The sequence below is a fragment of the Rhizobium sp. BK098 genome, assembly GCF_014193155.1.
In the GTDB taxonomy this organism is placed as follows: domain Bacteria; phylum Pseudomonadota; class Alphaproteobacteria; order Rhizobiales; family Rhizobiaceae; genus Rhizobium.
This window is the reverse complement of the sequence record NZ_JACHYY010000006.1, coordinates 129,513-142,489: the sequence shown is the minus strand read 5'-3', so window position 1 is coordinate 142,489 and position 12,977 is coordinate 129,513. Positions and strand designations below refer to the sequence as shown.

Here is a 12,977-nt window from a genome sequence, read left to right as displayed (position 1 = left end):
CGCTGGCGGAACTGCCGGATGCCCCGCCGAGGCGGGGCCGGCGCCTTGTTTGGGCTATTTGAACCGCCCAAGCCTTTGCACGACCTCGATCTTGTAACCATCGGGGTCGGTGGCGAAGAATAGCAATGCAAAAAGCTTCCCATCACGATTGAGTTCGATGATTTTGCCCGGGTTGAGCCCGAGCTGGGTCATGCGTGCATGCTCGTCCCTCAATTCCGCAACGGAGACTGCAAGGTGGCCATAGGCATCCCCTTGCGCATAAGGCTCGATCCGGCCCTGATTAATGGTCAACTCCAGTTCGAATCCGGTCTCGGCATTGCTGAGATAGACCAGGGTGAAGGTCTCGAAGGCAATGCGGTCGGCAACCTTGAGGCCGAAAGCCTTGTCGTAGAATTCGATCGAGCGCGCTTCATCGAGCACGCGGATCATCGAGTGGATCATCTTGGCCATCGGCGTCTCCATAAATCGTCAGGGCATGTCATTGCAGCCAATGCCATCGGCAGCCGGTGAAGGCAAGCATGGGGAAACTCGCCATGTCTCCAGTTGAGTATAGATCCAGGGTTCCCGAATTGCGATCGGTCTGCTTAACTTCCCGGCGCTCAAGTATACGGCTCAAGGGGAGAAACCATGTACTACGCCATTCTGGCCTATCACGAGGAAGATATCGTCGAATCCTGGAGCAAGGAGGAGGATGCCGCACTCATGACGGACCTTTTGGAGATCAATGACCGCCTAGTCGCGCAGAAATCGCTGGGACCGGCCGCACGTCTCGGATCGACCCAAAACGCCGTCACCTTGCGGGGGACGGGTGTGGGAATGGTCATCGACGGGCCATTTGCAGAAACCAAGGAACAGCTGCTCGGCTTCTACGTCGTCGATTTTCCGACGATTGAGGAGGCAGTTGCGGCAGCGCGCGAATTGCGTCGCGTCAACCCTACCGCCGTTTATGAAGTCAGGCCGATTTCGCTTTACCTGCCCGGTGCATCCTTGCCGCCAGGCGAAGGCAATTGATGGCAGGCTGTGATCGCCTCAATCTCCATGGGATTGGAGGCCGATCCTGCCGGTGACTGACCGCTCGATCATCTCCATGCCGTCATAGATCAGCACCGCCATCAAGCCGACGATCAGGCCGCCTTGGAGGATGAAAGCGGTGTTGTCGTTGATAAGCCCGGCGATGATGACTTCACCAAGCCCTTTGGCGGCGACGGTTGAGCCGATCGTCGCCGTGCCGATATTGATGACGGTTGCGATCTTCAGCCCTTCGATGATGAGCGGCAGGGCGAGCGGCAGCTCGACGCGGAAGAGCCGCTGCCAGCCGTTCATGCCCATGCCGTCGGCGGCATCGAGCACGGAGCCGGGCACCTGCTGCAGACCGGCAACCGTGTTCTCGAAGATCGGCAACAGGGCGTAAAGGAAAAGCGCGATGAACGTCGGCACAGCGCCGAAGCCCGTGGTCGAGATGGCAAGCGCCAGCACGGCAACCGGCGGAAAGGTCTGACCGGCATTGGCGATCGCCCGCGACAGCGGCAGGAAGTCGGCGCCGATCGGCCGCGTGACGAAGATCCCGCCGAGCACCGCCAGGATGCCGCTTGCCGCGATCGAGACGAGGATCAGCTCGAGATGGCTGAGCGCCAGGCTCGGCAGGCTGTTTTGCGTATAGATCGGCGACGCACCGAATTTGGTCAGCGGCGTCAGAACGGGCGTCAGCCATTCCGGACGGAAGAGCATCACCAGCAGCAATGCCAGCGCCAGGAGGCGAAAGAGATTGGCGGCGAGAAATCTCATGCCTTGCGGCCCAGCTCGATCAGGTGCTGGATCGAGATCGAGCCGACAGGCACCTTGCGCTCGTCTTCGACCGTCGCCTCGTCCGCACCCTGCCAGATCAATTCCGCCAAGGCGTCGCGCAGATTGAGGGTCTGCGGCAGGCGGTGCCCGAGGCCAGGCCGCGGCGGCTGCATGCTTTCCTTCAGCGGCAGCAGCGACATCAGCTTCAAGGCGCGGTCGGAGGTGCCGGTCAGCTGCTGCACGAAGGGATCGGCCGGCTCGGTCAGGATCTTCTCGGGCTCGGAACATTGCAGAAGCTTGCCCTCGCTCATGACGGCGATCTGGTCGCCGAGATGGAAGGCTTCGTCCATATCGTGGGTGACGAGGACGATGGTCGTGCCGAACTGCTTCTGAATGGCGAGCAGGTCGTCCTGTGCCTTGCCGCGGATGACGGGGTCGAGCGCGCCGAAGGGCTCGTCCATCAGCAGCAGTTCCGGTTCGGCAGCAAGAGCCCGCGCGACGCCGACGCGCTGCTGCTGGCCACCGGAAAGCTGGCTTGGATATTTGCCGGCAAAGGTGCCGGGGTCGAGATGGAAGAGGTTGAGGAGTTCTTCGACACGGCTGTCGATGCGCGTCTTTTCCCAACTCAGCAGCTCAGGGACCGTGGCGATATTCTGCGCGACTGTGCGATGCGGAAAGAGCCCGTGCCCCTGGATGGCATAGCCGATGCGGCGGCGAAGTTCGGTCGCCGGCACATTCATGATGTCCTCACCGGCAACGAAGATGTGACCTGCCGATATCGGCACCAGCCGGTTGATCATACGCATCAGCGTCGATTTGCCGGAGCCGGACGTACCGACGATGACGGTGATCGTGCCCTTCTCTATGTTCATGCTGACATTATCGACCACGGTGGCGTTGCCATACCGCTTGGTGACGCCCTTGAGCTCGATCATGCTGGTCATGCGCGTTGTCCCCGGATGCTGTCGATGACCGCATCGAGGATGACGGCCGATGAGAAGGCGAGAAAGACCGTCGGCACGGCGCCGAGCAGAACGAGGTCATTGGCCGTCTGGCCGATGCCCTGGAAGATGAAGAGGCCGAAGCCGCCGCCGCCGATGAGGGCTGCGACCGTCACCAGCCCGATCGCCTGCACCAGCACGATCCGGATGCCGGTGAGGATGACTGGAAAGGCAAGCGGCAGGTCGATGCCGGTCAGGATCTGACGGCGCGTCAGCCCCATGCCGGCAGCGGAGTCGCGCACGGAAGGATCGACGCCGGCAAGGCCGACGACGGTATTGGCGACGATCGGCAGCAGCGAATAGATGATAAGCGCCACCAGCGCCGGCGCCACGCCGATTCCCTGGATACCGATCGCGGCAGCAAGCGGCACGTGGGCGGCGATATAGCCGAGCGGCAGCATGAGAATGCCGAAGAGGGCAAGGCTCGGAATCGTCTGCACCAGGCTCAGCGCCCGCAGCACCACAGCGCGGAGGCGCGGCTGCCAATAGCAAAAGATACCGAGCGGCAATGCAAGCACGATGGCGATGGCGACGGAGCCGAGAGAAAGGAAGACGTGACGCAGCGCTTCATGCCAGAACTTGTCGGCGTTGTTGGCGTATTCCTTCATGATTGAGAGATTGTTGAGCAGGCCAGAGCGCAGGACGAGGACGAGCAGTACGGCATAGGCAGCAAGCGCCGCCACCCGTAGCCAGGGCGTCAGCCGCAGCTTGACCAGCGCGTCCGAAATCATCAACCCGACGACCCCGAGCAGCACCCAGAAGGAACCGCCGGGCGTAATTCGCGCCACAGTGCTGCCTGCCGGCGTTGCAACCGTCGAGACGAGGCCAAGCGTGACGATCAATGCAGCGATCGCAAGGGTCGCCACGCCGAGACGAATGAGCTGATTGTGGAGGAAGAGTGCGGAAAGTGCCGCCGCAGCGAGAAGGGCGATCAGCACCAATGCTGCCGGCTGGGCAATGAGCTGCGTCAGCAGTTGTGGCTTGCCGGCGGCGATGCGGTTTGCCTTGACGATGATGAACGGCATCCAGGCCGTTGCCAGCGTGCCGCCTGCCACCAATACCACTCCGAGACGGTCCACTCTGCGGACCGCTAGCGCATCTTCCATCAGGCAAGCTCCGTCAGCGCATGAGCCCAGAATTCAAGGCGGGTTCGGACAAGATCATGCCCAATTGAAACCCCGCGGCTCCACCTTATCAAAATGGAGCCGCCAGAGCAGCGTCAATGCCCTACTTCAGAAAGCCATTGTCCTTGAGGTAGGATTCGGCAACAGCCTTCGCCGGCTCACCATCGACCTGGATGCGGCCGTTGAGCTTGCGCAGCACGTCGGCAGTCAGGCCCTTGAAGATCGGTGCCAATACTTCTTCGATCTTCGGATTGGCCTTCAGCACGGCCTCACGGATGATCGGCGTCGGCGCGTAGACTGGCTGCACGCTCTTGTCGTCCTCAAGGACAGTCAGTTCGGCGGCTTCGATGGCGCCGTCGGTACCGTAGACCATCGCCGTGTTGACGCCGTTGGTCTGGTCGGCCGCAGCTTTGATGGTCGCCGCCGTATCGCCGCCCGAAAGTACGACTTCCTGATCCGGCTTCAGCTTGAAGCTGTAGGTGGTTTCGAAGGCAGGCAGGGCCGCCGGCGAATTGACGAATTCCGAAGAAGCCGCGATCTTGATTGGGCCGCCGCCGGCGACCCACTTGCCGAAGTCCGACATGGTCTTCAGCTTCGCTGGGCCGGCGACATCGTTGCGCACAGCAATCGCCCAGGTATTGTTGGCGGGCGAGGGTGTCAGCCAGACGATCTTGTTGGCGTCATAATCGAGCTTCTTGGCCAGATCGTAGCCCTGCTGCAGGTTCTTCCAGGCGGCATCGTCGGCCTTGTTGAAGAAGAAGCCGGCATTGCCGGTATATTCGGCATAAATGTCGATTTCGCCCGCGGTAATCGCCTTGCGCACGACCGGCGTCGTACCGAGAGCGATGCGATCCTGCGCCTTGATGCCGTTGGCATTGAGTGCTGCGAGGATGATGTTGCCGAGCAGAGTGCCTTCGGTATCGATCTTGGAGGAGACGACGACGTCGGCGGCGCTGGCGCCACCGGCAAGGAGAGCCGTCAGCGTGGCGGCAAGTGCAAGCTTCTTGAACATGATGTTTCCCTTCGTACCCCGTTAAATCGTTCTTCGGCTTGCCCGCGCCGCCTTGCAGGGCGCGGTCCGGACAGGCCGCTTGGAGCGGGCCGGCGGCCCACGGCGAATTCGTGGCTGCTTCAGGGACGTAGCGCTCATCGCGGAAAAGTCGATGCGCTTCGGATACCCGTTGCAGTCGCGCGATTATGATGAGCGTACTCGACATTCGCGCGAAATTGGATTTCTTTTTTCGGGGGCAAGTGCGTTTGTTTTTGTTCCCCTTACCCGTTTGACGCTATTCCGATCTCATTTTTGCGGCTGGATCGGTGAGGCGGCTATGGAACGATAGTCGTTGCCTTTCAGCTTAGGGATATCTTTTTTCGAGAACACGGCATATCGTCAGGATATTATTGATCTTCTTGCGGCCGAGCCAGGATGCGTGCCGCGGATAAGGGGATGGGTTTTGTATCTCGGTGCTTTGTTCGTGGCCGATATGGTGTTCTCCATCGGCTCGGTGAGGGAAACCGCGCGGCGGCTGTCCTTTTCGGCGTCGACCGTTTCCGGTGCGCTGCGCCGGCTCGAAACGGAGCTTGCCATGAAGCTTGTCGAGCGTGCCTCCGGTGAGCTTGCGACCCTTCTGGCGAGTTCCAAGGTTCAGAAGGGGCTGCAGCCCATTCTCAGTGGCATGCGGCAGCTTTCGACCCTGATGAAGGAACCGCCGGCTCCAAAGGACTACGACCAATGGGCCGCACGCCTGCCGCTGAAGATCGCCACCATCGAACGCTTCCTTGAGGTTGCCGATCAAGGCAGCATCAATCGCGCCGCGCGCCGCCTTAGGCTGGGCCAGCCGCAACTCTCCTTGCAGATTGCCAATCTGGAGGAACTGTTCGGCTGCCGCCTGTTCGCCCGGCAGGCGCAGGGTTCCGTGCTGACGGAGGCCGGACAGGAGGTTCATGCTATCCTCTCCGCCATCGCGCAGGCCTGGGACGAGATGAAAGCGGCAGCGGACGAGCGCTTCCAGCGAACCGCCCGCGCCGTGCGCATCGGCTCGATCATTCCCACCGGTTCGGAAAGCTGGGTTGCGCGCTCGCTTGCAAGCCTGGTATCGCGCTGGAACATCGGCGGTAACAGCAACATGCTGTCGCTGCTGCTGATGACGGCGGATGATCTGCGAGAGGCGCTTCGATCCGGCCGCATCGATGTCGCTATTGTCGATTCCGTCTTCGGCCTCGACGCCTTCGAACATGTGGAACTGGTCGCCACGGACATGGTGGCGATCGCCCCGCCGGATAGCACTGAGCAGACCTTCGCCGCGCTCATGGAAAACCATCCGCTCTGCGTGCCAAGCCCGCGCACCGGCATTGGCAATGCCGCGACAGCCTTCGGTTACGACAGCCGCGACCGCCGCCGGTTTCGCGGCCGCGACATCACCTCGGCCGATTCCCTGCCCGTCATCGTCGATCTCGTCGCCAATCACGGCTATGTGTCGTTCCTCGGCCGCGTCAGCGCGCTTCCGATCGCCGACAAGGTCCGCATCGTCGATCCCGATGAGATTTTGCCGCTGTCCTATCACCTCGCCCATAATGGCCGTAAAGCCTCGGTTGAAGCGTGCCGGCTGATCCAGCAGGCGGTTCGCGAACTGGTTGGAGAGATGGGGACGACACGAAGGCGCCTGTCGTCCCGCGGGTAGCGGAACAAATGCGGCATCTTCGCGTTTAGGTCGGTTAGGTTAGTCCGGGCGTACGCAGCCGGGGGGCGCGTTCGGCACCCAAGGAGAGACCATACATGAAAATTCTCGTAACGGCGCTCGTCGCACTAGGCATTATTATTCTGCCCGCTACCTATGCCGAGGCGCGTGATCATCACCATCACCGCTGGCATCAGCACCATCATCGCGACTATCGCCCTCATCATCATGGCTGGCATCGCCATGAAGGCTGGCGGCATGGCCATGGCCATCATCGCTGGCACAGCAAGCCGCATTTCTCGCATGCCTGACGGCTGCGGACAGGCATCAAAACGGCGTCTTCGGGCGCCGTTTTTTTTGGCCACTGGCCAACTGCGTCCTTATTCTTCCGTCCTGCTAATATCGGTTGAAGCGCACCCGCCGATGAGCCTGCGATCGTAATCAGGCGGGTCCGATGGCGATGTCGCGAAAACGCCTGCTCCTCAAGGGATAGCGGAACTTTCGAAGGCGCTATTGCGTTTACTATATCGTCCGGAGGACGCAAGTAATCCGAGTAGCGTTTACGTCCGGCATTCAAGGAGGCTGGAAATGAAAATTCTGGCAACAGCGCTGATTGCGCTAGGTATGGTCGCGTTGCCGGCAACCTATGCCGAGGCGCGTCCTCATCATCATGGGCACCACCATCGGATGATCGTCCATCGGTATTATCATCACCACTACTATTACCGCCATCACTACTATCGCCCATATTACGGCTATTACGCGCCGTATTATGGCTATGACCGACCCTATTACGGCTATTACCAGCAGCCCTATTATCCTTTGGGGGTATTCGGCGTTTTCGGGGGCTATGGCGGCTATCACCATCACCACGGTTGGTATGGCGGGCGCGGATACCATCACGGCTGGTATGCCGGCGGTCATCGCGGATGGCACGGCGGCGGCGGCCATTGGCGCTATTACAGCGAGCCGCATTTCTCGCACAACTGAGGGCCTGTCCGATGGCAAAACGGCGCCCTTTGGCGCCGTGTCAGGATGAGTTTATAAACTGTCCGGCAGTGCAGGTTCACGCCGGGTTCAGGACGTGAACGGCGCGATCGGCCATCAGATGCTTCACCTTCTCGCCGTAGGCGGCCATATGCGCGGAGGCGGCATGCGCCTTCAGCGCCGCCAGGCTCTCCCACTTCTCGACCACGACGAAGGTGTCAGGCCCAAAAGCTGGATCGGCCCCTTCGACATCCACAACGGCGGTATATTCGATGCAGCCGTCTTCGGCGTGAACGGCCGGAACATTCGCCTGGAATGCTTTAAGCACTTCGGCGCGCTTGCCGGGATGGGCGGTGAGGATGGCGAGTACGTGAATCATGGAGATGTCCTTGGCAAGATAGCTATACGGATGAAACGAGCGGACGCTGCCGAATGCGCGGCCGGTTCACCATTATCACGGAAAGACGCGAGCCGAACGCCGAACGTCCATTTTAATCGCGCTTCGAATCCCGCCGCTTCCGGCGGGTTTACATCCGTTTGATGTATTTCGGATCGAGCGATCCGCTCAGCAGATGGCTGACTGCAAGGAGATTGCCCTGCAGGCGACCGCGCCGGTCGATATAGGGCGGTGGACTGACCGAGCCGACGACATTCGAGGCGATATTGCCGCCCATCAGCTTCAGCGCCCATTTCAGCGATACCGAGCGCTTCTTGACGAGATAGAGCGGATTGGCGACCTGGGAGTACCCAAGGCGCAGGCCCGATGTGCGGCCCGTCTTGACGCCGAGATGGACGCCACGCAGGCGATTGAACTTGACGATCTTGCCGAAAGGACGCAGCCGCCGGCACAGATCGACATCTTCCTGCCAGGCGTAGAGCGGCAGATCCTCGTCGAAATAGATACCATTTGCCAGCATCGCTTTTCGTCGGAAGATCATGTTGCAGCCGTAAGCATTATGCGTGGCCTCGATCGTCGGTGCCGGAAAGGGAGTGGCATCGGCTGCGAGTGCGGCATCCGCTTCGTCCGCGGTCAGGCCTGGCCCAAGGATACCGTCACGAACGACTTCGCCTGTCGCCACGACAATATCTTCATCCGCCTCGAATAGGGCTTCCGTCTCAGCAAGATAGTTCGTTGCCGGGAAGAAATCGTCATCGAAGAAGACGACGACATCTATGCCGACAGCCGCATCGATGATGGCATTGCGCTGCGGGCAGCTTCCCTGCGGCGAGGAGAGGATCGTCACCGGAAACGGCGCTGAGCTCAAGCGCGCCATGTCGATATCGTCATCCTTGGTCGGACACAGGAAGAGGTGATCCGGCTTGCGCGCCTGTGTCGCGAGCCTGTCGATCATTGAGGCGAGGATCGCCTTGCGACCGCATGTCGCCACGCCAACAGCAATTTTCATGATGCACCCCCAGAATATGATCCCAAGGCGCACGGAACCACCAAAAGCTGAATGTTTGGTTGTGCTAATCGCGTGCATTCAACGGATCACGCGCGAAAGGCGTTTCGTTGTCAGCGGCCGGTTCGTTACATCTGTCGACGGAGCGTTTCGAACGAGCGCATCCGTCTCGTAGGTCGGCATTCGTGATCGGCTCGAATGCGTGACGCAAGCCATGAATGCCGAGACTTGCAGCATATGCGGTTCTGAAACAGGTCACCGCGCCGTTCGTTGCCGGATGAGAAGTGACCGCATTGGCCGACATCGTCGGCTTAGCAGTTGCTCACGTGGGTTTTAAAGGCGCGGATCATGGAATCGACAAGCTCAGTCGTCGAAGATGAATATGTCGCCTTCCTGCAAAGCCGCGATGAAAGCCTCTCTGGCTTTCTCGGCGTCAAGCTTACCCTCATGTGCGTCCAACAGCGCTTTTCTGGCGGCCCTGTAGGCTTGTCCGTCCTCAAGCGTCGGCCACTCCTTTGCCATGTATTCCATGGCGCGTTCCGCATTCGATATCACCAGCCGGTCGCCTGTCTTGCGGGTCTCGACGATTGCGGGCTTGCTCCACCATTGGGCCATGAGATTTCTCCTTCCACGGTCAACGTATCGTTGGCTGGAATGTTCCCGGAGGCGCGCCGTCACGACAATAAGGGAATTCCTGCTTCGGCCGCGGCGGCAATAAAGGCAACGCGCGCTTCTTCGGGCGCTCGCCTGCCGCGTTGGACGTCGATGCAGATGAGCAATGCCGACAGAAAGCAGTCACCTTCCTCCGACGGCCAGTCATCGAGAAGCGTCTTCCATACTTCCTCGACCGTACCGACGGATTTCGTTTCACCAGATCCGCAGCGAAAGATGCGGATCGGAGGAAAGTGTGGCACGATGTTCATGGTCGAAGACTCCGCCTTGGCGCAGCCGTTTTGGACCTTCTGCCATTAGGGATGCATTTAACTTTGTTAATCCGCCGGCGCCCTTTTAGGCGTTCCGCAATCAATCTCTGGCCCTAGGCGGGAAAAATCGGGCTTGGACACAAAATTCCGTGCTCATTCCAAGCAAGCGGCAACCTCGTGCCGCGAACGATCTCGATCCGCGTTCGAACACGCGGTTCAATATCACTGGCAAACAGGAAAAATGGATGGTGCCGCTTACGTGACTCGAACACGTGACCCCATCATTACGAATGATGTGCTCTACCGACTGAGCTAAAGCGGCATTCTGCGGAGCATTCGGTTCGGCCCCGTGATTTGCATGGCGCTGATACAGTCTATGCGGTCAGATTTCAAGCGCTCAAATTGCCATTTGGCAAAAAAGCGGGATGCTTGTGAAAATAGCCCCGCTTTTCAGTGCCGGTCAAAGCGCCAGCCGGGCGCGTGCCTGTCGGTATTCTCTCTCCAGCCGATCGATGAGAGCGGATACGGGCTGGATGGACTTGACCGCGCCGATGCCCTGGCCGGAACCCCAGATATCCTTCCAAGCCTTCACGCCTGTCGTGGCGGCCTCGAAATCCATTTTGGAAGGATCGGCCTCGGGCAGCTTGTCCGGATCGAGGCCCGCGGCGCGGATGGAGGGTTTCAGATAGTTGCCGTGCACACCGGTGAAATAATTGGAATAGACGATATCGGCAGCGGTGCCCTCGACGATCGCCTGTTTGTAGGTGTCGGCCGCGCGGGCCTCCTCCGTAGCGATGAAGGGCGAGCCGATATAAGCAAGATCAGCGCCGGCAGCTTGCGCCGCGAGGATCGCGCCGCCGGTGGCGATGGCGCCGGCCAGCAGCAACGGCCCATCGAACCATTCGCGGATTTCCTGCACGAGCGCAAAGGGCGAAAGCTGGCCGGCATGGCCGCCGGCCCCGGCAGCGACGGCAATCAGCCCGTCGGCCCCTTTGCGGATCGCCGAATTGGCATGCCGGTTGTTGATGATGTCGTGCAGCACGATGCCGCCATAGGAATGCACAGCCGCATTCACCTCGGGCACGGCGCCCAGCGAGGAAATGACGATCGGCACCTTGTATTTCACACAGAGCATCAGATCGTGTTCCAGGCGCTTATTTGACGTATGGACGATCTGATTGACTGCAAATGGAGCTGCCGGACGATCCGGATTTGCGGCATTATAAGCGGCAAGATCCTCGGTGATCATAGCAAGCCATTCGTCGAGCTGGCTTTCCGGGCGCGCGTTCAGCGCCGGAAACGAGCCGACGACACCGGCCTTGCATTGCGCCAGCGTCAAGGCGGGATGAGAGATGATGAAGAGAGGCGAAGCCACCACCGGCAGGCGCAGGTGCTCGGTCAGGATCGAGGGGAGGGTCATGAACATCATCCCTTTTGACGTTTACGAAAACGTCAAAAGGGATAGCAGATGTCTGCCGAGAGGGGAAGATGGTGGAGGAGGCAGGCAAGAGCAGCAGGCAATGGGCAATGGGCAATAGGCAATAGTGCCTGACCGTCCCGGTCCGATACCTTCGCCTACTGCTGCTGCCTACCGGCACCCCATTTGTGTCGTCTTTGCCATTTATCCCCGCCCGGGTGCCCTTAACCCAAGGCAGAGGCTTGCGTATTGCAGAACGGGGCGTTACCGAATCCGGTTAACGATTGATGAAAATATGGCTGCCTTGCCAGCGGGCTTTCTAAGTATGGTGCGAGTGAGCGTAAAGGATCGGATGTGAGCGGATTAGAAACGGCCATCAGAAGCGCGTTGGATCGGTCTGATCGCGCCAATCCGGAAATCCGGGCTCGCATCTATCAGTCGGCACGGCAGGCTCTGGAAGCCGGTCTTCGCAAGCAGGACATTACCGATGTCAATGTCGTAGCCGCCCAGCGCCAGCGTCTGGAGGCGACGATCCGCGAGATCGAGGCCGAGGAGCGCGCCCGCCGCGCGCAGGCGATACCGGTTTCACCGGAGCTGGACGCTCCGCATGTTTCTCCATCCGCACCCAGGCCTGAAGCAAGCCAAGCTGCCGCACGGCCGCATGAGCCCGTCATGAGCGTGCGGGGAGAGACACGCGATCCGCCGATGTCGGCTGGCCCTGCCGTTCCGGTAGAGCCGATGTCGGCCGAGCGGGCGGGACGCGAAGGTGATTTCGGCGATATGCGCGCCGGACCCGCCGATCATCTCGGTGCGGACAGCGATGTGCGTCCGACGGCCGATGCGCGGTCGGCGCGGTCGATGAACTTCAAGCCGGAGCGCGCGGCCGTGCGCCGTAAGCCGCGCAAGTTCTTCTCGCGCCTGCTCGTCTTCTGCATTCTGCTTGCCTTCCTCGGCGTCGGTGCCTGGTGGATCAAGACCTCGGGCGTGCTCATGTCCGCCGCCCAGCGGGACACGAGCGTGCCCAATCCGCCGGCGCATGTCGATTCGCAGGATTTCAGCGGCAACAGCAATGATGACGACACGTCTGATCAGGATGACAATAGCGGCCCTGTCAATCCGGGCCTTGCCACCATCGATCCGCAGAACAGCTTTTCCGCGGAATGGCTGGAGGTATTGAAGCCCACGGACGCCCCGAAGGTTGCCACCAGCCCGCAATCGAAGGCCGAAAACGTATCGGAGAATGAAGGGCCGGCCGTGAGGCTGACCTCGCTCAGCAGCGGCCCGGACGGCAGCGGCTCGATCGAGGTGCCCGTCAATGTACTGCAGCAGATGGCCGGCAAGGCCTCGACGATCGCTCTGACATTGCAGTCCACCTCGGATGCACCGACGCAGATCACGGTGGAGTGCGATTTCGGTTCTCTCGGCCGTTGCGGCCGGCATCGTTTCACCGTCAGCCGGCAAAAGACGGATTCGCTGTTCCAGGTCAAGTTCGATCGTGCCATGGCGCCGACCAGTTCAGGGCGCCTGATCATCAATAGCGATGTCGATGGCAAGGCCCGCGGTGTCAATATCTACGCCATTCGCGTCCTGCCCGGGCAATAGAGCGTTTCCACTTTTCTTTGAATCGCGAAAACGCTCTATGCTCTTATTTCCCAACGC

15 protein-coding genes and 1 tRNA gene are annotated in these 12,977 nt (G+C 60.4%); 5 read left to right on the top strand and 11 right to left on the bottom strand.

What is annotated here, in order from left to right; all coding sequences use genetic code 11:
• Nucleotides 1-54: 54 nt before the first annotated feature.
• Entirely contained in the window at nt 55-450 is a 396-nt protein-coding gene (locus FHT73_RS17115) for a VOC family protein (protein ID WP_183713209.1), read from the bottom strand.
• A gap of 177 nt (nt 451-627) precedes the next feature.
• On the opposite strand from FHT73_RS17115, the gene FHT73_RS17110 reads away from it, so the two are divergent.
• Nucleotides 628-1,011 carry a YciI family protein gene (locus FHT73_RS17110; RefSeq protein ID WP_183713206.1) on the top strand — a complete coding sequence of 128 codons (384 nt, stop codon included), beginning with the start codon at nt 628-630 and terminating at the stop codon, nt 1,009-1,011.
• 18 nt (nt 1,012-1,029) lie between these two features.
• Here FHT73_RS17110 and FHT73_RS17105 read toward each other — a convergent pair whose 3' ends face one another.
• From FHT73_RS17105 to FHT73_RS17090, 4 genes are all read right to left on the bottom strand, one after another.
• Entirely contained in the window at nt 1,030-1,785 is a 756-nt protein-coding gene (locus tag FHT73_RS17105) for an ABC transporter permease (protein ID WP_183713203.1), read from the bottom strand.
• The gene (locus FHT73_RS17100) at nt 1,782-2,729 is read right to left on the bottom strand and encodes an ABC transporter ATP-binding protein (RefSeq protein ID WP_183713200.1); all 948 of its coding nucleotides are present in this window, start codon (nt 2,727-2,729) and stop codon (nt 1,782-1,784) included. Before FHT73_RS17100 ends, FHT73_RS17105 begins: the two co-directional genes overlap by 4 nt.
• Entirely contained in the window at nt 2,726-3,892 is a 1,167-nt protein-coding gene (locus FHT73_RS17095) for an ABC transporter permease (RefSeq protein WP_183713197.1), read from the bottom strand. The genes FHT73_RS17100 and FHT73_RS17095 overlap by 4 nt, the downstream gene beginning before the upstream one ends.
• Before the next feature lie 121 nt (nt 3,893-4,013).
• On the bottom strand, nt 4,014-4,922 hold the full coding sequence (locus tag FHT73_RS17090) for an ABC transporter substrate-binding protein (RefSeq protein ID WP_183713194.1): 909 nt from the start codon (nt 4,920-4,922) through the stop codon (nt 4,014-4,016).
• A 442-nt stretch (nt 4,923-5,364) separates the two neighbouring features.
• Between FHT73_RS17090 and FHT73_RS17085 the strand changes: the two genes are divergently transcribed.
• From FHT73_RS17085 to FHT73_RS17075, 3 genes are all read left to right on the top strand, one after another.
• Entirely contained in the window at nt 5,365-6,591 is a 1,227-nt protein-coding gene (locus FHT73_RS17085; RefSeq protein ID WP_183713191.1) for a LysR family transcriptional regulator, read from the top strand.
• A 95-nt stretch (nt 6,592-6,686) separates the two neighbouring features.
• Nucleotides 6,687-6,899 carry a hypothetical protein gene (locus FHT73_RS17080; RefSeq protein WP_183713188.1) on the top strand — a complete coding sequence of 71 codons (213 nt, stop codon included), beginning with the start codon at nt 6,687-6,689 and terminating at the stop codon, nt 6,897-6,899.
• 277 nt (nt 6,900-7,176) lie between these two features.
• Nucleotides 7,177-7,578: a hypothetical protein gene (locus FHT73_RS17075; RefSeq protein WP_183713185.1), complete on the top strand. Its 402-nt coding sequence runs from the start codon at nt 7,177-7,179 to the stop codon at nt 7,576-7,578.
• Between the two features lie 76 nt (nt 7,579-7,654).
• Here FHT73_RS17075 and FHT73_RS17070 read toward each other — a convergent pair whose 3' ends face one another.
• The 6 genes from FHT73_RS17070 to FHT73_RS17045 form a co-directional block, all read right to left on the bottom strand.
• Nucleotides 7,655-7,954, bottom strand: a complete 300-nt coding sequence (locus tag FHT73_RS17070; RefSeq protein WP_112398436.1) for an antibiotic biosynthesis monooxygenase — start codon at nt 7,952-7,954, stop codon at nt 7,655-7,657.
• Between the two features lie 148 nt (nt 7,955-8,102).
• On the bottom strand, nt 8,103-8,981 hold the full coding sequence (locus FHT73_RS17065) for a glycosyltransferase (RefSeq protein WP_183713182.1): 879 nt from the start codon (nt 8,979-8,981) through the stop codon (nt 8,103-8,105).
• 360 nt (nt 8,982-9,341) lie between these two features.
• Entirely contained in the window at nt 9,342-9,593 is a 252-nt protein-coding gene (locus FHT73_RS17060; RefSeq protein WP_112336605.1) for a DUF982 domain-containing protein, read from the bottom strand.
• Nucleotides 9,594-9,652: 59 nt separating this feature from the next.
• Nucleotides 9,653-9,901 (bottom strand): DUF982 domain-containing protein, encoded by a 249-nt coding sequence (locus FHT73_RS17055; protein WP_112607995.1) that lies wholly within the window; start codon nt 9,899-9,901, stop codon nt 9,653-9,655.
• A gap of 246 nt (nt 9,902-10,147) precedes the next feature.
• A tRNA-Thr gene (locus FHT73_RS17050) sits at nt 10,148-10,223 on the bottom strand.
• A 138-nt stretch (nt 10,224-10,361) separates the two neighbouring features.
• Entirely contained in the window at nt 10,362-11,321 is a 960-nt protein-coding gene (locus FHT73_RS17045; RefSeq protein WP_112608123.1) for a nitronate monooxygenase family protein, read from the bottom strand.
• 351 nt (nt 11,322-11,672) lie between these two features.
• Here FHT73_RS17045 and FHT73_RS17040 point away from each other — a divergent pair, with 351 nt between their 5' ends.
• Complete coding sequence (locus FHT73_RS17040; RefSeq protein ID WP_112607997.1) at nt 11,673-12,920, top strand: hypothetical protein; 1,248 nt, start codon at nt 11,673-11,675, stop codon at nt 12,918-12,920.
• Nucleotides 12,921-12,977 lie beyond the last annotated feature (57 nt).

Excerpts from the sequence above, each read along its gene's own strand:
- FHT73_RS17065 (WP_183713182.1), bottom strand. The coding sequence starts at position 8,981 with ATGAAAATTGCTGTTGGCGTGGCGACATGCGGTCGCAAGGCGATCCTC.
- FHT73_RS17080 (WP_183713188.1), top strand. The coding sequence starts at position 6,687 with ATGAAAATTCTCGTAACGGCGCTCGTCGCACTAGGCATTATTATTCTG.
- FHT73_RS17075 (WP_183713185.1), top strand. The coding sequence starts at position 7,177 with ATGAAAATTCTGGCAACAGCGCTGATTGCGCTAGGTATGGTCGCGTTG.
- FHT73_RS17095 (WP_183713197.1), bottom strand. The coding sequence starts at position 3,892 with ATGGAAGATGCGCTAGCGGTCCGCAGAGTGGACCGTCTCGGAGTGGTA.
- FHT73_RS17045 (WP_112608123.1), bottom strand. The coding sequence starts at position 11,321 with ATGACCCTCCCCTCGATCCTGACCGAGCACCTGCGCCTGCCGGTGGTG.
- FHT73_RS17055 (WP_112607995.1), bottom strand. The coding sequence starts at position 9,901 with ATGAACATCGTGCCACACTTTCCTCCGATCCGCATCTTTCGCTGCGGA.
- FHT73_RS17090 (WP_183713194.1), bottom strand. The coding sequence starts at position 4,922 with ATGTTCAAGAAGCTTGCACTTGCCGCCACGCTGACGGCTCTCCTTGCC.
- FHT73_RS17110 (WP_183713206.1), top strand. The coding sequence starts at position 628 with ATGTACTACGCCATTCTGGCCTATCACGAGGAAGATATCGTCGAATCC.
- FHT73_RS17115 (WP_183713209.1), bottom strand. The coding sequence starts at position 450 with ATGGCCAAGATGATCCACTCGATGATCCGCGTGCTCGATGAAGCGCGC.
- FHT73_RS17070 (WP_112398436.1), bottom strand. The coding sequence starts at position 7,954 with ATGATTCACGTACTCGCCATCCTCACCGCCCATCCCGGCAAGCGCGCC.
- FHT73_RS17100 (WP_183713200.1), bottom strand. The coding sequence starts at position 2,729 with ATGACCAGCATGATCGAGCTCAAGGGCGTCACCAAGCGGTATGGCAAC.
- FHT73_RS17105 (WP_183713203.1), bottom strand. The coding sequence starts at position 1,785 with ATGAGATTTCTCGCCGCCAATCTCTTTCGCCTCCTGGCGCTGGCATTG.
- FHT73_RS17060 (WP_112336605.1), bottom strand. The coding sequence starts at position 9,593 with ATGGCCCAATGGTGGAGCAAGCCCGCAATCGTCGAGACCCGCAAGACA.